Source organism: Nocardia yamanashiensis, from assembly GCF_021183565.1.
GTDB classification, from domain to species: domain Bacteria; phylum Actinomycetota; class Actinomycetes; order Mycobacteriales; family Mycobacteriaceae; genus Nocardia; species Nocardia yamanashiensis.
In genome coordinates, this window is sequence record NZ_CP089226.1 from 8,428,326 (window position 1) to 8,444,281 (window position 15,956).

At 68.9% G+C, this 15,956-nt stretch carries 16 protein-coding genes and 1 pseudogene; 13 read left to right on the top strand and 4 right to left on the bottom strand.

The genetic code is table 11. The features are described from left to right. Window positions 1-31: 31 nt before the first annotated feature. The 5 genes from LTV02_RS39545 (at window position 32) to LTV02_RS38950 (ending at window position 4,084) form a co-directional block, all read left to right on the top strand. Window positions 32-121 carry an Ms4533A family Cys-rich leader peptide gene (locus tag LTV02_RS39545; RefSeq protein WP_328601465.1) on the top strand — a complete coding sequence of 30 codons (90 nt, stop codon included), beginning with the start codon at window positions 32-34 and terminating at the stop codon, window positions 119-121. Window positions 122-334: 213 nt separating this feature from the next. Next, entirely contained in the window at window positions 335-1,363 is a 1,029-nt protein-coding gene (locus LTV02_RS38935; protein ID WP_408639453.1) for a sulfate ABC transporter substrate-binding protein, read from the top strand. A gap of 35 nt (window positions 1,364-1,398) precedes the next feature. Further along, a complete protein-coding gene (gene cysT / locus LTV02_RS38940; protein WP_233036491.1) occupies window positions 1,399-2,286 on the top strand; it encodes a sulfate ABC transporter permease subunit CysT in 888 nt (295 codons plus the stop codon). After that, entirely contained in the window at window positions 2,283-3,092 is an 810-nt protein-coding gene (gene cysW / locus LTV02_RS38945) for a sulfate ABC transporter permease subunit CysW (protein WP_233036492.1), read from the top strand. The genes cysT and cysW overlap by 4 nt, the downstream gene beginning before the upstream one ends. Then, on the top strand, window positions 3,089-4,084 hold the full coding sequence (locus LTV02_RS38950) for a sulfate/molybdate ABC transporter ATP-binding protein (protein ID WP_233036494.1): 996 nt from the start codon (window positions 3,089-3,091) through the stop codon (window positions 4,082-4,084). Before cysW ends, LTV02_RS38950 begins: the two co-directional genes overlap by 4 nt. Window positions 4,085-4,097: 13 nt before the next feature. Here the strand turns inward: LTV02_RS38950 and LTV02_RS38955 are convergent, their stop codons facing one another. Next, the gene (locus LTV02_RS38955) at window positions 4,098-4,751 is read right to left on the bottom strand and encodes a hypothetical protein (protein ID WP_233036496.1); all 654 of its coding nucleotides are present in this window, start codon (window positions 4,749-4,751) and stop codon (window positions 4,098-4,100) included. Window positions 4,752-4,769: 18 nt separating this feature from the next. On the opposite strand from LTV02_RS38955, the gene LTV02_RS38960 reads away from it, so the two are divergent. Next, window positions 4,770-4,940, top strand: a complete 171-nt coding sequence (locus LTV02_RS38960; RefSeq protein ID WP_169815334.1) for a hypothetical protein — start codon at window positions 4,770-4,772, stop codon at window positions 4,938-4,940. On the opposite strand, the gene LTV02_RS38965 is transcribed toward LTV02_RS38960, so the two are convergent. Further along, window positions 4,937-5,560, bottom strand: a complete 624-nt coding sequence (locus LTV02_RS38965; protein ID WP_233036499.1) for a TetR/AcrR family transcriptional regulator — start codon at window positions 5,558-5,560, stop codon at window positions 4,937-4,939. The genes LTV02_RS38960 and LTV02_RS38965 overlap by 4 nt on opposite strands. Window positions 5,561-5,697: 137 nt before the next feature. Between LTV02_RS38965 and LTV02_RS38970 the strand changes: the two genes are divergently transcribed. The 5 genes from LTV02_RS38970 to LTV02_RS38990 all read left to right on the top strand — a co-directional run bounded on the left by LTV02_RS38970 (window position 5,698) and on the right by LTV02_RS38990 (window position 10,260). After that, complete coding sequence (locus LTV02_RS38970; RefSeq protein ID WP_233036509.1) at window positions 5,698-6,654, top strand: GlxA family transcriptional regulator; 957 nt, start codon at window positions 5,698-5,700, stop codon at window positions 6,652-6,654. Window positions 6,655-6,760: 106 nt separating this feature from the next. Next, on the top strand, window positions 6,761-7,474 hold the full coding sequence (locus LTV02_RS38975) for an alpha/beta hydrolase (protein ID WP_233036511.1): 714 nt from the start codon (window positions 6,761-6,763) through the stop codon (window positions 7,472-7,474). 48 nt (window positions 7,475-7,522) lie between these two features. After that, complete coding sequence (locus LTV02_RS38980; protein ID WP_233036518.1) at window positions 7,523-8,488, top strand: alpha/beta hydrolase; 966 nt, start codon at window positions 7,523-7,525, stop codon at window positions 8,486-8,488. A 187-nt stretch (window positions 8,489-8,675) separates the two neighbouring features. Then, window positions 8,676-9,386, top strand: a complete 711-nt coding sequence (locus LTV02_RS38985; protein WP_233036520.1) for an alpha/beta fold hydrolase — start codon at window positions 8,676-8,678, stop codon at window positions 9,384-9,386. Between the two features lie 61 nt (window positions 9,387-9,447). Then, window positions 9,448-10,260, top strand: a complete 813-nt coding sequence (locus LTV02_RS38990; RefSeq protein WP_233036522.1) for a GlxA family transcriptional regulator — start codon at window positions 9,448-9,450, stop codon at window positions 10,258-10,260. Window positions 10,261-10,356: 96 nt separating this feature from the next. Here the strand turns inward: LTV02_RS38990 and LTV02_RS38995 are convergent. Next, window positions 10,357-11,583 (bottom strand): annotated as a pseudogene (locus tag LTV02_RS38995) (CobW family GTP-binding protein); the annotation flags it as partial. Between the two features lie 192 nt (window positions 11,584-11,775). Here LTV02_RS38995 and LTV02_RS39000 point away from each other — a divergent pair. Then, window positions 11,776-13,485: a helix-turn-helix domain-containing protein gene (locus LTV02_RS39000; RefSeq protein ID WP_233036525.1), complete on the top strand. Its 1,710-nt coding sequence runs from the start codon at window positions 11,776-11,778 to the stop codon at window positions 13,483-13,485. Here the strand turns inward: LTV02_RS39000 and pucL are convergent. After that, the gene (gene pucL, locus LTV02_RS39005) at window positions 13,467-14,414 is read right to left on the bottom strand and encodes a factor-independent urate hydroxylase (protein ID WP_408639320.1); all 948 of its coding nucleotides are present in this window, start codon (window positions 14,412-14,414) and stop codon (window positions 13,467-13,469) included. The two genes, LTV02_RS39000 and pucL, sit on opposite strands and share 19 nt — an antisense overlap. Window positions 14,415-14,570: 156 nt before the next feature. Here pucL and LTV02_RS39010 point away from each other — a divergent pair, with 156 nt between their 5' ends. Further along, a complete protein-coding gene (locus tag LTV02_RS39010) occupies window positions 14,571-15,932 on the top strand; it encodes a uracil-xanthine permease family protein (protein WP_233036535.1) in 1,362 nt (453 codons plus the stop codon). Window positions 15,933-15,956: the final 24 nt, after the last annotated feature.

The window sequence follows — 15,956 nt, forward strand, 5'->3', positions numbered from 1 at the left end:
CCGCTGCGGCCGCTCTGCTACAGTCTGCCGCGTGTCATCGAGTGTTGTGCCCCAGGTCCGCCATGAATTGGCGTTGATCGCTGTGGGCTGCCTCGCGGTCGCGGACATTCACTGTCGTTGATTGCCGACCGGGCACTGCTGCACGTCTGAGTAGACTGGCGCGCGCACCTTTTCGCAGTCTGTGTTCGATCCCCGGCGGCCCGTAATGGGCCTTGCGCCACCGTCGCGTTCTCTCCCCGCGACGGGTCTACGGCACTACGCACAATCTCCCGTCGGTCGACAGTCCACCGCCGGGTTACCGGAAAGGTCCACTCCGATGTCTCGCAACCCCCGCCTGACTCGCCGTAGCACTCTCGCCGTCGCGCTGACGGCCGTCGCCGCCACCGTGCTGACCGCTTGCGGCGGTGGCGCGTCCGACTCCACCACCGGCGGCGCGGTCGCCGACGGCAGCGGCGGCACCATCAAGCTCTTCGCCTACGCGGTCCCGAAGCCGGGCTTCGACAAGGTGATCCCGGAGTTCAACAAGACCGAGGCCGGTAAGGGCGTCTCGGTCGAGCAGTCCTACGGCGCCTCCGGTGACCAGTCGCGCAAGGTGAAGGACGGTGCGGAGGCCGACATCGTCAACTTCTCCGTGGAGCCCGACGTCACCCGCCTGGTCGATGCCGGCCTGGTCGACGCCAGCTGGAATGCCGACGCCAACAAGGGCATTCCGTTCGGTTCCGTGGTCGCCATCGTGGTCCGCAAGGGCAACCCGAAGGGCATCAAGGACTGGGACGACCTGCTCAAGCCGGGCATCGAGGTCGTCACCCCCAACCCGTTCTCCTCGGGTTCGGCCAAGTGGAACCTCCTCGCGCCGTACGCCGCCAAGTCCGAGGGCGGCAAGAACCCCCAGGCCGGTCTGGACTACCTGTCGCAGCTGATCTCCAAGGAACACGTCAAGGTGCAGCCGAAGTCCGGCCGCGAAGCCACCGAGACCTTCCTGCAGGGCACCGGTGACGTGCTGCTGAGCTACGAGAACGAGGCCATCTTCTCCGAGCGCAACGGCGACCCGATCGAGCACATCGTCCCGCCCACCACCTTCAAGATCGAGAACCCGGTCGCGGTGCTCAAGAACGCCAAGAACCAGGCCAAGGCCGTCGCGCTGAAGGACTTCCTGTACACCACCGCCGGCCAGAAGGCCTGGGCCGAGGCCGGTTTCCGCCCGGTCGACCCGAAGGTGGCCGCCGACTACGCCAAGTCCTTCCCGACCCCGCAGAAGCTGTGGACCATCGCCGACCTGGGCGGCTGGAAGGCCGTGGACAAGGACCTGTTCACCAAGGACACCGGCTCGGTCGCGGTCATCTACGACAAGGCGACCAAGTAACCGGGTGACCTGGGACACAAGCGATACTCGATACCGTGAGTGACAGCAGCACGAGCGCCGGGACCGATTCGGGTCCCGGCGTTTCGGTAGACAAGAAACCCGTCCGGGACCGCTGGTCCTGGCTGCGGGTGACCGGGTCGGTGGGACCGGTCGGCATCGGAACGTCGGTGCTGTGGCTCAGCATCATCGTGCTGCTGCCGCTGGCGGCGCTGACGGTCAACTCCTTCGAGGAAGGCTGGTCCGGCTTCTGGGACGCGATCACCGCGCCCGCCGCCCTGGACGCGCTGCGGGTGACGGTGTTCGTCTCGATCATCGTCGCGATCATCAACGTGCTGATGGGCACGCTCATCGCGTGGGTGCTGGTGCGTGACGAATTCCCGGGCAAGGGGATCGTGAACGCGCTCATCGACCTGCCGTTCGCGCTGCCCACCATCGTGGCCTCCATCGTGCTGCTGTCGCTGTACGGACCGCAGAGTCCCCTGGACATCCACCTCAATGCCACCCAGCCGGGTCTGGTCGTGGCGCTGGCGTTCGTGACCCTGCCGTTCGTGGTGCGGTCGGTGCAGCCGGTGCTCATCGAGGTGGACAAGGAAGTGGAGCAGGCCGCCGCGTCGCTGGGCGCGGACAACTGGACCACCTTCCGGCGCATCATCCTGCCGACGCTGACCCCGGCCATCATCTCCGGCGGCGGGCTGGCTTTCGCCCGCGCCATCGGTGAGTACGGGTCGGTGGTGCTGATCGGCGGCAATATCCCTCGCGAGACGCAGATGGCCTCGCAGTACATCCAGCAGCAGATCGAGATCGACCGGCCGGTCAACGCGGCGGCGGTTTCGGTTGCGCTGCTGGCCATCTCGTTCGTGACCCTGCTGGTGCTGCGCATGGCCTCGGACCGCCTGGCGCGCAAGGAGCAGGAGGCCCGATGAAACTCTCGCCCTGGACCAAGATCTCACTGCGCTCGGTCGCGCTGCTGTACCTGGCCGTGCTGCTGGTGCTGCCGCTGGTCATCATTCTGTGGCGCACCTTCGAGAAGGGCATCGGCCCGTTCCTCACCTCGATCACCACCCCCGCCGCGCAGTCGGCGTTCCAGCTGTCGCTGCTCATCGTGGCGATCGTGGTGCCGGTGAACGTGGTGTTCGGCGTCATCACCGCCATCGCCCTGGTGCGCGGGAAGTTCCCCGGCCGCAATCTGATTCAGGGCCTGGTGGACCTGCCGTTCGCGGTGTCCCCGGTGGTGGTCGGCGTCGCGCTGATCCTGCTGTGGGGTGCGGGCGGCTGGTTCGGCGGGATCGAGGACTCCGGCTTCAAGGTGATCTTCGCGCTGCCCGGCATGGTGCTGGCCACCATCTTCGTCACCATGCCGTTCGTGGTGCGCGAGGTGGAGCCGGTGCTGCACGAGATCGGCGACGATCAGGAGCAGGCCGCCGCCACCCTCGGCGCGTCACGCTGGCAGACCTTCTGGCGCATCACGCTCCCGGCCATCCGCTGGGGCCTCACCTACGGCATCGTGCTCACCGTGGCGCGCGCCCTGGGCGAATTCGGCGCGGTCATCATGGTTTCCACCGCGCTGCCCGGCAAGTCACAGACGCTGACACTGCTGGTGCACGGCCGGTACATGAACGACCACAACACTTTCGGCGCATACTGCGCGGCCACCCTGCTCATGGGTATCGCCCTCGTCGTCCTCCTGTTGATGACCCTCCTCGAACGCAAACGGGAGACCGCCAAATGATCACCGTGACCAATGCGAACAAGAACTACGGTTCCTTCGCCGCCCTCGACAATGTCAGCCTGGAGATCCCCTCCGGCGAACTGACCGCCCTGCTGGGCCCGTCCGGTTCCGGCAAGTCGACCCTGCTGCGTTCCATCGCCGGCCTGGAGTCCCTGGACAACGGCATCGTCACCATCGCGGGCAACGACGTCACCCGGGTGCCGCCGCAGAAGCGCGATATCGGTTTCGTCTTCCAGCATTACGCCGCGTTCAAGCACATGACCGTGCGCGACAATGTCGCCTTCGGTCTCAAGATCCGCAAGCGCCCCAAGGCCGAGATCAAGAAGAAGGTGGACGAGCTCCTGGAGATCGTCGGCCTCGACGGCTTCCAGCACCGCTACCCGGCCCAGCTCTCCGGCGGTCAGCGCCAGCGCATGGCCCTGGCCCGCGCCCTGGCGGTGGACCCGCAGGTGCTGCTGCTCGACGAGCCCTTCGGCGCCCTGGACGCGAAAGTCCGTGCGGACCTGCGCACTTGGCTGCGCCGCCTGCACGAGGAAGTCCACGTCACCACCGTCCTGGTCACCCACGACCAGGAGGAGGCGCTGGACGTGGCCGACCGCATCGCCGTCATGAACAAGGGCCGCATCGAACAGGTCGGCACCCCCGAGGACGTCTACGACCGCCCCGCCAACGATTTCGTCATGTCGTTCCTCGGCGCGGTGGCCAAGCTCAACGGCCATCTCGTCCGCCCGCACGACATCCGCGTCGGCCGCGACCCCAGCATGGCCCTCGCCGCCCACGAAGGCACCGCGCAGTCCGCGGGCGTCACCCGCGCCACCGTGGAGCGAATCGTCCACCTGGGCTTCGAAGTTCGCGTCGAACTCCGCAACGCCGCCACCGGCGACCTGTTCACCGCACAGGTCACCCGCGGCGACGCGGAAGCCCTGCACCTGGCCGAAGGCGAAACCGTCTACGCCCGCGCCACCCGCATCCCCGAGCTGCCCGTTTCCTGAGCGCGACAGCGGCTCAGTTCGCGGGAACCTTCACCGCGATCTCGCCGCCGAGGGCGTAACCGTCGTTCAGGCGGAGGTTGTCGCCGCTCCAGAAGCGGCCCGGGTCATACCAATTCGGGCGCTTCTCGGGCAGCAGGCCCATCGCCTGGTAGGTCAGGGCGACGATCTCCGCACAGTAGGCGTTCTCCAGGTTCGGGTCCGCCGCATCGGTTTTCGGGCGCTTCGGGAGCGGGACCCGGCCGCGCAGCCAGCGGCCGGCCAGGGCGCTGGTCGACGGGAACGGCATGCCGTCCAATCGCGCCACCGTACGCAGGGCGGCGTCTTCCATGCCATGGGTGACGGGGCGGTCCAATTGCCGGATCCAGGCTTGCTGTTCGTATTCGTGGGTCCAGCGCAGCACGGCGGCACGCAGATCGTGCAGTTGCGCGCCGCGGTGATGGTTGCCGGACCAGATGTCGGGCAGGGCCTTGCCCAGTTCGGCGTGCCAGATGAGGGCGGGCAGATCGTCGATCACGATGGCCATGCCGACGTGGTTGACGGGGCTGTTGGTGAGGCCGCGAATGGCGCGGTCGGCGCCGGAATGTCCACGGAACAGCCATAGGTCGCCGGTTCGGGTGAGGTCTATCGCTCGATCCAGATCGATACTCGAGAGCGGTTCTTCGCGCACGGCGACTAGCCTAGGCGCATGCGATGGTGGAAGGTGCTCGGCTTGGCCGGGGCCGCGGGTGTGGCGGCTACCGGGGTGGTCATCGTGCGGTCCGAGCGGAAGCGGCGGGCCTACACGCCGGATCAGGTGCGGGATCGATTGCACGCGCGGCTCGACGAGCAGGCCGCCGAACCTACCGGCAACAGTTAGGAGCGCGCACCGGCCGGAGCGTCGGCCGCCCACGCGGGCGGCAGGACTTCCGTTGCGACATCGGCGATTTCGCGGAGCCGGTCCGAGCCCACGCCCATGCGGCTCAATTGAATCAGCCCCTGGGTGGTCATCACGACATTGGCGCTCAAGGCCGAGAGCAACTCCTCGTCGGCCGGGCCGGTCGCGGTCATGGCGCGGCGCAGGCGTTGCGCCACCGCGTCTTCCATGCCGGCGGTGGTGGCCGCGCCGATGGTCGCCACCTCCGGAATACGGGTGCCCAGATGGGCAATGCTGTTGATCATGAGACAGCCGCGGCGATCCGGATACGCGGCGCAGTCGTCGATGACCGCCCGGCACAGCGCCCGCACCGCCGCCCGCGCCGAACCCGGCGCGGATTCGATCACCGTGCGGACGAACCGCGCGCGCTGCTCGCAATAGCGCTCGAACGCCGCCAGGAACAGGCCGCGCTTATTGCCGTAGGCGGCGTAGATACTGCCGTTGCCGATACCGCTCGCCCGCGAGACGTCCTCGACCGAGGTGGTGTCGAACCCCTTGGTCCAGAACAGCTCGACCGCGGCGTCGAGCAGTGCCCGCTCGTCGAACTGGCGCGGTCTACCCATGGTCTCACCGTATCAATCTGCGATCTGGCGCACTCCGCTTGTTATGGAGCCGTGCCTCCAGAATACTGGTGGTCATGTCATCCAAATCTTCCGGTGTTCGGCGCAGGGTGGGGATCCTGGTTTTCGATGGTGTGAAGATGCTCGACTTCGTCGGTCCCGCCGAGGTCTTCATGGAGGCCAATCAGGCGGTGCAGGACTACGAGGTGGTGCTGCTGTCGGCCGACGGGCGGGAGGTGCAGACCTCGATCGGGGCGCGGGTGGCGGTGGCGGGCGCGGCGGCCGACGCCGGGCGGTTCGACACCGTGGTGATCCCGGGCAGCGAACTGCCCGCCGCGGTGTTCGTGACGCCCGCGGTGCTGGAGGCGGCGCGGCATCTGTCCGCGCACACGCGGCGGCTGGTGTCGATCTGCAGCGGGACGGCGGTGCTGGCCGAACTCGGGCTGCTCGACGGGCGGCGGGTGACCACGCACTGGAAGTACGCGCCGGAACTGGCGCGCCGATTCCCGGCCGTCACCGTCGATCCGGACGCCATCTTCGTGCGTGACGGAAACCTGTACAGCTCAGCCGGAGTCGCGGCGGGCGTGGATCTGGCGCTCGCCCTGGTCGAGGAGGATCACGGCGCGGACGTGGCGCGGCGGGCGGCGCAACTGCTGGTGGTCTACATGCAGCGCGCGGGCGGGCAATCGCAGTTCTCGGCCTCGCTCACCGGACCCACGCCGCGAAGTCCCCTGGTGCGCAGGGTGGTCGATCTGATCTGCGCGGATCCCGCCTTCCCGCACACGGTGCAGACCCTCGCCGCGCACGCGCAGGTGAGCGTCCGGCATCTGACGCGATTGTTCCGGACCGAACTGGAGCGTTCCCCGGCCGAATACGTGGCCTTCATCCGGTTCGGCGTGGCCCGCGATCTGCTGCACGCCGGCTGCTCGGTCACCGAGGCCGCCATGACCGCCGGCTTCGGCAGCAGCGAGGCGCTGCGTCGCGCTTTCATTGCCCGCCTGGGCGTTTCGCCGCGCAAATACCAGCAGCGCTTCCGTACCACCGGGTCGGCGGGCTGGGTGGAGCTGTCCGAACCCGCCATCGCCGCCGTGTCCTGAATCGGGGTTTTCACGGCCCGTCGAGCGGGGCGGCGGGCAATGCTTCCGGCTGAAAATAAGCGGGCGACGGCATTGCCCCCTCCCCGCGTCGCGGAAAGGATCCCCCGTGACAACCCCGACCATCGTGCTCGTGCACGGCGCCTTCGCCGATGCCGCCAGCTGGGCTCCGGTCACCGAAACGCTCCTGGCGCAAGGCCATCGGGTGCTGGCGCCGCCGGTGTCCAATCGTGGTCTCGCCGCAGACGCCGCCTACGTGCGGGCGCTCGTGGAGCGCGTGGACGGGCCGGTGCTGCTGGCCGGGCATTCCTACGGCGGCGCGGTCATCACCGTGGCCGGGATGGCCGGGAACGTGGCCGGGCTGGTGTACGTGTCCGGTTACGCGCTGGAGCAGGGCGAGAGCCTGGGCGAATTGCAGGGCGGCTTCCCGGATTCGGATCTGGCCGCGCATCTGGTGCGTGCGCCCTACCCGGTCGCGGGCGGGGAACCCGGGATCGAGGTCTCGGTCGAGATCGACGCCTTCCCGGCGGTTTTCGCGGGCGGGCTGGATCCGGCGCGGGCCCGCGTGCTGGCGGTCTCGCAGCGTCCGCTGGCGGCGGCCGCGTTCGGCGAACCGGCTTCGGCGGCCGCCTGGCGGGTCAAGCCGGGCTGGGGCATCGTGTCGAGCGCGGACCACACCCTGAACCCGGAGGTGCAGCGGTTCGGCTACCGGCGCGCGGAATTGCGCTCCGTCACCGAGATCGACGCCCCGCACCTGGTCATGCAGACGCATCCGGCCGAGGTCGCCGCCGTGATCACCGCGGCCGCGGCCGAAATCGCCTGAGCCGCGCCGTCGTTCACCATCCATCACCCCTGAGAGAAAGGCACCACCATGTCCGGAAACCCGCACGGCATCTCGCTCGAACCGGCGGCGCAGGAGTTCGTCGACGCCACTTCGCAGCCGCCGTTCCTGTACCAGCTGCCGCCCGAGGAGGGCCGCAAAGCCGTTGACTCGGTGCAGGATTCGCCGATCTTCAAGCCGGAGATCGACGAGGAGTGGGTCACCGTCGAGGGCGGGCCGACCGGGTCGGTGCGGGCCCGCATCGTCAAGCCGCTGGGCGTCACCGAGCCGCTGCCGGTGATCGTGTACACGCACGGCGCGGGCTGGGTGTTCGGCGACGCGCACACCCACGACCGGCTGGTGCGGGATCTCGCGATCGGCGCGCACGCGGCCGTCGTGTTCCCCGAATACGATCGCTCGCCGGACGTGAAGTACCCGGTCGCGAACGAGCAGTCGTACCGGGTCGCCCAGTGGGTAACCACCGACGGCGCGAGCAAGGGCCTCGACGCCTCCCGCCTGGCCGTCGCCGGTGACTCGGTCGGCGGCAATATGGCGATCGCCCTGACGTTGATGGCCAAGGAACGCGGCGACGTGTCGTTCGCCCAGCAGGTGCTGTTCTACCCGGTGACCGACGCCAACTTCGACACCGGCTCCTACGAGCGGTTCGCCGAAGGCTACTTCCTCACTCGCGACGGCATGCGCTGGTTCTGGGACCAGTACACCACCAGCGCCGAGGACCGCGCCCGCATCACCGTCTCGCCGCTGCGCGCCACCACCGACCAGCTCACCGGCCTGCCGCCCGCCCTGGTCATCACCGCCGAAGCCGACGTCCTGCGCGACGAGGGCGAAGCCTTCGCCGCCAAACTCCGCACCGCCGGCGTGCCGGTGACCGCGGTCCGCTACGGCGGCATCGTGCACGACTTCGTGATGGTCAACGCCTTGCACGACACCCACGCCGCGAAAGCCGCTGTCGCCCAGGCGGTTGCGACGCTCCGTACGGCGTTGCACCCGGCCTGACAGCTTCCGGCCCGCAGCCGCGCTCCCGCGGTCGCGCGGTCTGCGAGATCGCCGATGCCGGCGTCGACCTGCCGCGTTGCCGCTGGCACTGCCGCGCGGCCGCTGGTGCGCTAGCGCCCCCACATTGCCGCCCGCCGGTGTCGCGGTAGCAATCCATCTCGCCTACATCCTCTAAGGAGTCATCCGCATGACCACTCCCACTGTTGTTCTGGTGCACGGCGCTTTCGCCGATTCCTCCAGCTGGAACGGTGTTGTCGAAAAGCTCACCGCGGCGGGCGTGCCCGTGCTCGCCGCCGCCAATCCGTTGCGGAGCCTCAGTGGCGACGCCGCCTATATCGCCTCGGTGCTCGACAGTGTCGAGGGGCCGGTGGTGCTGGCCGGGCATTCGTACGGCGGCAGCGTGATCAGCGTTGCGGCGCAGGGCAAGACGAATGTCTCGGCGCTGGTGTACATCGCGGCGTTCATTCCCGAGATCGGGGAGAGCGCGCTGGCGTTGACCGACAAGTTCCCGGGGTCCACCCTCGGCCCGACCACCCGGCCCGCGACCTATCCGCTGGCCGACGGGACCGAAGGCACCGAGCTGTACATCCGGCAGGACGAATTCCCGGGCCAGTTCGCCGCCGATGTGCCGGCGACGGCCGCCGCTGCCATGGCGGTCACGCAGCGCCCGGTGGCGCTGGCGTCGCTGCAGGAACCGGCCGCCGCCGCGGCCTGGACGAGCATTCCGGCATACGCCCTGCTCACCACCGATGACAAGAACATCCCGATCGAGGCCCAGCGCTTCATGGCCGCTCGCGCCGAGGCTGACAGCACCGAAATCGCCGCCTCGCACGCGGTTTCGGTGTCCCGGCCGGACGCGGTGGCCGAGCTGATCCTGGCGGCGGTGCGCAAGGCGTAGCGGGTCGCTCGGCGTGGCGGATCGGCCACGGGGAGACCGCCCGGCTGGCTAAGGTGCGGTCATGCACACCGTCGCAGTCCTCGCCTTGGACCGCGTGAATCCGTTCGATCTGTCCACGCCGGTCGAGGTGTTCAGCCGGATCCGGTTGCCCGACGGGCATGCCGGATACCGGGTCCGGCTGTGCGGGGAACGTCCGCTCGTCGAGGCGGGGCTGCTCACGCTGCGGGTGCCGTGGGGGTTGAACGGGCTGGACGCGGCCCACACCGTGGTCGTGCCGGGCACCGCCGATCCGCTCAGCCCGCTGCCGCCCAAGGTGGGCGAGGCGCTGCTGGCGGCGGCCGAGGACGGAATCCGGTTGGCCGCCATCGGTTCCGGGGTGTTCCAGCTGGCCGCGACCGGGCTGCTGGACGGGCGGCGGGCGACCACGCACTGGTCGCTGGCCGAACTGCTGGCCGCCACCTATCCGCGGGTGCGGGTGGACGCGTCGGCGCTGCATATCGAACAGGACCGGCTGTTCACCTGCGCGGGATCGGCGGCGGGGCTGGACCTGTGCCTGAAACTGGTGGCGCGCGACTATGGTTCGGAGGTCGCGCTGGAGGCCGCGCGGGCCGCGGTCATGCCGCTGGAACGTGAAGGCGGACAGGCACAGTACGCGGTGGCGGCGGTGCCGCCGGATATCCGGCGGGCGCAGCTGCTGCTGGAGACCACCGAGGACACGATGGAACGCATCGCCGCCGCAACCGGTTTCGGGTCACCAGCTGTTTTCCGGGACCGTTTCAAGCGCGCCGTCGGTCTCGGCCCCGCCGGCTACCGCCGCGCTTTCCGCCGGGTCGTGATCGGCGAAGACGACGGTGTAGCGCCAGATGGGCAATAGGGCGTGATCGTCCAGCGGGGCGGGCGCATCGTGCACGGTGGCCTCGAGCCGCGCGCGGACCTGCTCGGTGTCCAGGCCCGCGCCGATCAGCACCAGATTGCTCTCTCGCGGTTCGTTGCGTGACCAGGCCGTGGGTTCGATGGTGAGATGCCGGCCGACCATGTGCAGCACGAACTTTCGCGGATCGGTCGGCACCGCGAATGCCAGCACGCCCTTCGCGCGGAACAGGCCCGCCGGCGGATCCTCCAGGTAGGCGATGAGCGAGCGCGGGTTCAGATCGACGGCGCTGGTGAAGGACACCGTGTCGTAGCCGTCGTGCAGGTGCCGGTGTTCGCCGCAGTCGCAGTCGTCGTGATGGTGATGCTCGTCCTCGGCCTCCGGCTCGCCGAAGAGCAGATCGTCGAAGCTGAGCTGGTCGCCGTCGTCGGGTTTCTCGATCTCCGGGATATCGAACAGCAGACCGGGATCGACGCGCCCGTGGCTGGTCGGATATACCGGCACCTGCCCGACCAGTTCGCTGATCTCCGCCCGCAAGGCTTCGAGGGCTTCGGCTTCGACCCGGTCCGCCTTGTTCAGCACCACCAGATCGGCCATCCGCAGATGACTCGCGAGCTCGGGATGCCGCACCCGGGTCTGCGGGAAATGCTCCGCGTCCACCACTTCGATCAGCCCGCCGTACCGAATCCGGGGATTGTCGCTCTGCGCGATCATCCGAATCAGATTCCGCGGCTCCGCCAGCCCACTGGCCTCCACCACGATCACATCGATCTTCTGCTTCGGATGCGCCAGCTTGTCGAACAATTCGTCCAGCTCGCTGACATCCACCGCACAGCACACGCACCCGTTGCCCAGCGACACCATGGCATCGACCTGCCCCGCCACCAGCATGGCGTCGATATTCACCGCCCCGAAGTCATTGACCACCACCCCGATCCGCGCATTGCGATCACGCAGCAGCCGATTGAGCATCGTCGTCTTCCCGGCTCCGAGGAAACCGGCCACGACCAGGACAGGGATGCGCCGACTCACGCGCACCAGGGTACCGACCCCCACCGACCGCCCCGGCTCACACCGACCCCGCGCCCTCCCACACGCCCGATCACTCTCGTCCAGCCGCGAACTCGGGGAAGCTCGGCCGCCGGTCACCGGGTTGCCAACCGTGGTTTCCAGTTGCCCGTCGCCGCGTTCGCGGGCTAGCAAGCACCACGACGCGCACCGTGGCTGCCCGCGTAGCGGAAATGCGTCGCCCGCAGCATGAATGAAACTCGGCGGAAATACCCGCGTCCTACTGTGTCCGGCAGTAGGACGGCAGCCGCCTGCCATCCAACGGCGGTGAGCTGCGACGGCGACCGCACGATCCACGGCGGACGACGGTCGGAGTCACGGACGGCCCGCACCGGCCGCCGAGGACCGTGGTGCGAGTCGTGGCACCAGCCGCAGTGGGCGGCAGGCCGAGTCGTGGCGGGTAGCAGTGCTGGTCGCGGCTCGGAGCGGACGAATTGACGGAGGTGCGCCATGCGGGTGCGGGACATACTCGGCGCGCCGCAATTGCGCATGCGGTTGTTGCACGGGGATACGGAAGCATTGGACCGACCGGTCGCCCGAGTCTGTGCGACCGATATGCCCGATCCCCGGCCGTTCGTCACCCCGGGCGCCCTGGTCTGCACGGGACTGGTGTGGCGCAAGGGTTCCGGCGATTCCGACCGGTACATCGGCCTCTTGGCCGGGGCCGGCGTCGCCGGGGTGGTGGCCGGGCAAGCGCTGCACGGGCATGTCCCCGAGGACGTGGTGACCGCCTGCGAGAAGTACGGCCTGCCGCTGCTGTCCGCCCCGCAGAGCATGCCCTTCAGTCGCATCATCGAACATCTCGCCGACCAGGCCGCCGAACAACGCTGGCAGCGCGTCCAAAGCCGCGCCGACCGGCAGCGCCGCATGCTCTCCGCCGTCGCGGCCGGCAAGACCATCGACGAGATCCTTGCGGAAATCGCGGCCGAACAAGACATTTCGGCCTGGCTGATCACCGCGACCGGCAGCGTGATCGCCGGTACCGCACCCCTGTCCGGCACCGATCTGAACCACGCGGTCAGCACCGCGGCGACGGCGCCCCGCCTCCCCGCCGTAACCACTGGCGCGCTGCGCGTTCTGCAGGTCGGCGCCGGTGACCGACGCACCGCCTGGTTCCTCGTGCTGCGTCCCGCCGCCCCCGACCCGGAACCCTTCGGCCCCGACCTCGCCGCCGTCGCCGAGCTCTACCGCCAGCGCGCCGCCGACCGGCTGCACCTGAGTTGGGAGCTCGCCGACCGTTTCCCGGCCCCGCCCGCCGAGCGGACCGGGGAACAGCTGGTCGCGGTGGTCTGCGCGGTGCACACCGTCGCCTCGGCCGCAGCACCGAGCTCGGCCGCCCGTACGGGCAGCACCGTGGCATCGCGATCCGGGAGTGATCGAGGTGAACCCGGCGGACCGGCGGGTATCGACAACCGGCCGGCCCGCCCCATGCCCGCGCTGAACCTCGAAAATAGCGTTGCGGCAGCCGAAGTCGCGGTCGTGAGGGCGGTACTGCACGACATCTTCCCGGGTGCCGAGACCAGCGTGGACGCGGAGGGCAGGATCGTCATGGCCGTCCGGGACGGCGGGCCGGCGGCACAGCGGCATGGATGCGACGACGCGTCGCGGGCGATGCGCTCGGAGCAACCGAATGGGTCCAAGCCGGAGGTGAATGCGTCCCGGGTGGCGGCGGTGCTGCGGGAGCGGCTGGGCCGGATGGCGTTCGCGGCATACGGTATTCGGCTCGCCGTCGGAGTGAGCGTGCGGCAGGACGAGGAGACGTGGAGTGCGGCGGTGGCGGCGGCCGAGGCCGCGTGTACCGCCGCGCGGGACGACGCGGCGCAGGTGAGTGTGCGGGTGGCCGATATCGATTCGGCGGTCGGGTTGTTCACCGCCGTGCCGGGCGGGTTGCAGCGGCGGTTCGCGGAGCGGGTGCTCGGGCCGGTGGTGGAGTACGACCGGCGGAACGGGGGCGGATTGCTGGAGACGTTGGAGGTGTTTCTCGGGTGCGAGGGGTCCTGGCGGGTGGCGGCGGAGCGGATGCACGTGCATCTCAATACGGTTCGATATCGGATCGGGCGGGTCGAGGAGCTCACCGGGCGGGACCTGGGGCGGCTCGACGACCGGCTCGATCTGTATCTGGCCATGCGGACGCTGGGCGGTCAGACCGCGCCGGTGTAGGGCTCCCACGCGATGCCGGAGTCGGGGGCGTCCTCGCGTTGGACGGTGGCTTGGATCAACCCGTAGGGGCGGTCGTCGGCGTAGAACACCTCGCCGTTGTTCTCGGCGTCGAAGCGGGAGAGGTCGAAGATCCAATGGTGCTTGTTCGGGGCGGACATACGGATCTCGGCCAGGCAGGGGTAGGCCTCCAGCGCCGCGCGGCCCATCTCGAAGAGGGTCTGCTGCAAGGCTTTCGAATGCAGCGTGGCGAACTTCTCGATCATGAGCGCGCGGATGCCGGAGTAGGCGGCATCCCAGTCCGCGGGCGGCGCGGCGAAGCGCCAGTGCGCGGTGAGGCTGGTGGCCAGGACGCGGTCGTAGGCGGGTTGCAGGACCGTGAACGGGTCGGTGAGAAATCCCGCGAACTCGGACCCGGTGGATTTCAGGATCACCAGATCCTTGATGCCGCCGATCACCCACTCGCGCTGCGCGGATCCCTTGCCCTGCACCGTGATCGCCGCGATCCGCACCTCCGGCCCGACCCGTGTCCAGGTGTGCGCATGCCCCTCCGCGCCGACCGGCACCCGCTGCCAGGCGAACTCCTCCACCTCGATGCGCGCCGAATCCACCGGCTCCACGTCGTCGACGAAATGCCGCGCCAACGCCAGCCCGTAATCCTCGATACTGCCGTCCCCGTGCGTCTTGGCATAGGTGAAGATGGTCTGCTTCTGCGAATCCGTCGGCAGCACCGACCCCTGATCGCCCACCGTGTGCGCCGCCTCGAAAGACCCACGCAGACAGGACGATACGTTCAGATCACGGATCTCGTGCCGATCGGTGTCGCGGTACACCCGCACCACCCGGTTCTCGGCCTTGCCGTACTGGTTGGGCCCGAGCACGATCTTGCCGGACAATTCGGTCACGTTTCGCCTCCCGTGGTCACGGATCATCTCGCCCCACTCTCGCGCATGCCGCCCGCCGGAGCCGTTGGTTCGGATGCCAAAACGCCGGACGGATCGCGACACGCGTTCGGCACTTTCGACAAACCTCCGGACGGGCGCGCCTGCCTAGCCTGACCATGTATTCACGCGCCGCAAGGAGCCACCATGACCTCGCCCCATCCCGTCGACACCCGGCTGCCCTGGCATCGGCTACTGGTGTTCGGCATTCAGCACGTCCTGATCATGTACACCGGATGTGTCACCGTCCCACTGGTGTTCGGCGCCGCCGCCGGCCTGGACAAAGCCACCGTCGGGCTGTTGATCAGTGCGGACCTGCTGGTCGCGGGCATCATCACGGTGGTGCAGAGCCTCGGGCTGGGGCGGTTCGCGGGTGCGCGGCTGCCCTTGATCACCGGCGCGACCTTCGTCGCCATGAGCCCGATGATCTTGATCGCCAAGGAGTACGGGCTGCAGGCCGTGTACGGGTCGATGCTGGTGGGCGGTCTCATCGGCATCGCGCTGGCCTGGCCGTTCGCCAGTATCGTGCGCTTCTTCCCGCCGCTGGTGTCCGGCACCGTGCTGACCGTGGTCGGCATTTCGCTGATCGGCGTGGCGGGCGGGCTGATCGTCGGCAGTGATCCGAAAGCGCCGGGCTTCGGTTCGCCCTCGCATATCGCGCTGGCGGCGGCGGTCCTGGTGATCGCGCTGGTGTTCACCGTGCTCGGGCGCGGCGTGTGGTCGCAGCTGGGCATTCTCATCGCGCTCGTCGCGGGCGTGCTGATCTCGATTCCCATGGGCCTGCTGAAGTTCGACGGCGTGTCCAAGGCGAGCTGGCTGGGCGCGCCGCACCCCTTCTACTTCGGCGCGCCGCAGTTCCCGATCGCGGCCGTGGTGGCCATGAGCATCGTGATGGCGGTGGTGTTCGCCGAATCCACCGCCAGCATGCTGGCCATCGGGGAGATCACCGGAAAGAAGCTGGAGCGCGCGGACATCGCGCGCGGCCTGGTCGGCGACGGCCTGTCGGCGGTACTGGCCGGCGTCTTCAACTCGTTCATCGACACCGTGTTCAACCAGAATGTCGGCGCGGTCGCCCAGACCCGGGTCTTCAGCCGCTACGTGACCGCGGTCAGCGGCGCGATTCTGGTGGTGCTGGGCGTGGTCCCGCGCTTCGGCGCGATCGTGGCGGCGGTGCCGAAACCGGTGGTCGGCGGCGTCGGCCTGGTGCTGTTCGCGACCATCGCGGTGATCGGCGTGGACACGCTGCGCAAAGCCGACCTGTCCGACCGCGTGAACCTCAGCATCATCGCCGTCTCCATCGGCGTAGGCCTGGTACCGGTCCTCACCAAGGGCATGTTCGACAAGTTCCCCTCCTCCGCCCAGATCCTCCTGAACAGCGGCATCTCACTCGCAGCAGCCACCGCATTCGCCCTCAACTTGCTGTTCAACCACACCAAACTCGGCGAAATAGCCCGCGCCGCAACCAAATCCCCAGCCGAACCGGAACCCCAGGACCCCGTCACCGCCTAGCGGCGAGCGAAGTCGAGCCGCGCA

What these genes read in the sequence shown, in the direction of transcription:
- LTV02_RS38950 (WP_233036494.1), top strand. Translation starts at nt 3,089, where the DNA reads ATGATCACCGTGACCAATGCGAACAAGAACTACGGTTCCTTCGCCGCC.
- pucL (WP_408639320.1), bottom strand. Translation starts at nt 14,414, where the DNA reads ATGATCCGTGACCACGGGAGGCGAAACGTGACCGAATTGTCCGGCAAG.
- LTV02_RS38970 (WP_233036509.1), top strand. Translation starts at nt 5,698, where the DNA reads ATGCTCGACTTCGTCGGTCCCGCCGAGGTCTTCATGGAGGCCAATCAG.
- LTV02_RS38980 (WP_233036518.1), top strand. Translation starts at nt 7,523, where the DNA reads ATGTCCGGAAACCCGCACGGCATCTCGCTCGAACCGGCGGCGCAGGAG.
- LTV02_RS38960 (WP_169815334.1), top strand. Translation starts at nt 4,770, where the DNA reads ATGCGATGGTGGAAGGTGCTCGGCTTGGCCGGGGCCGCGGGTGTGGCG.
- LTV02_RS39010 (WP_233036535.1), top strand. Translation starts at nt 14,571, where the DNA reads ATGACCTCGCCCCATCCCGTCGACACCCGGCTGCCCTGGCATCGGCTA.
- cysW (WP_233036492.1), top strand. Translation starts at nt 2,283, where the DNA reads ATGAAACTCTCGCCCTGGACCAAGATCTCACTGCGCTCGGTCGCGCTG.
- LTV02_RS38990 (WP_233036522.1), top strand. Translation starts at nt 9,448, where the DNA reads ATGCACACCGTCGCAGTCCTCGCCTTGGACCGCGTGAATCCGTTCGAT.
- LTV02_RS38965 (WP_233036499.1), bottom strand. Translation starts at nt 5,560, where the DNA reads ATGGGTAGACCGCGCCAGTTCGACGAGCGGGCACTGCTCGACGCCGCG.
- LTV02_RS38985 (WP_233036520.1), top strand. Translation starts at nt 8,676, where the DNA reads ATGACCACTCCCACTGTTGTTCTGGTGCACGGCGCTTTCGCCGATTCC.
- LTV02_RS39000 (WP_233036525.1), top strand. Translation starts at nt 11,776, where the DNA reads ATGCGGGTGCGGGACATACTCGGCGCGCCGCAATTGCGCATGCGGTTG.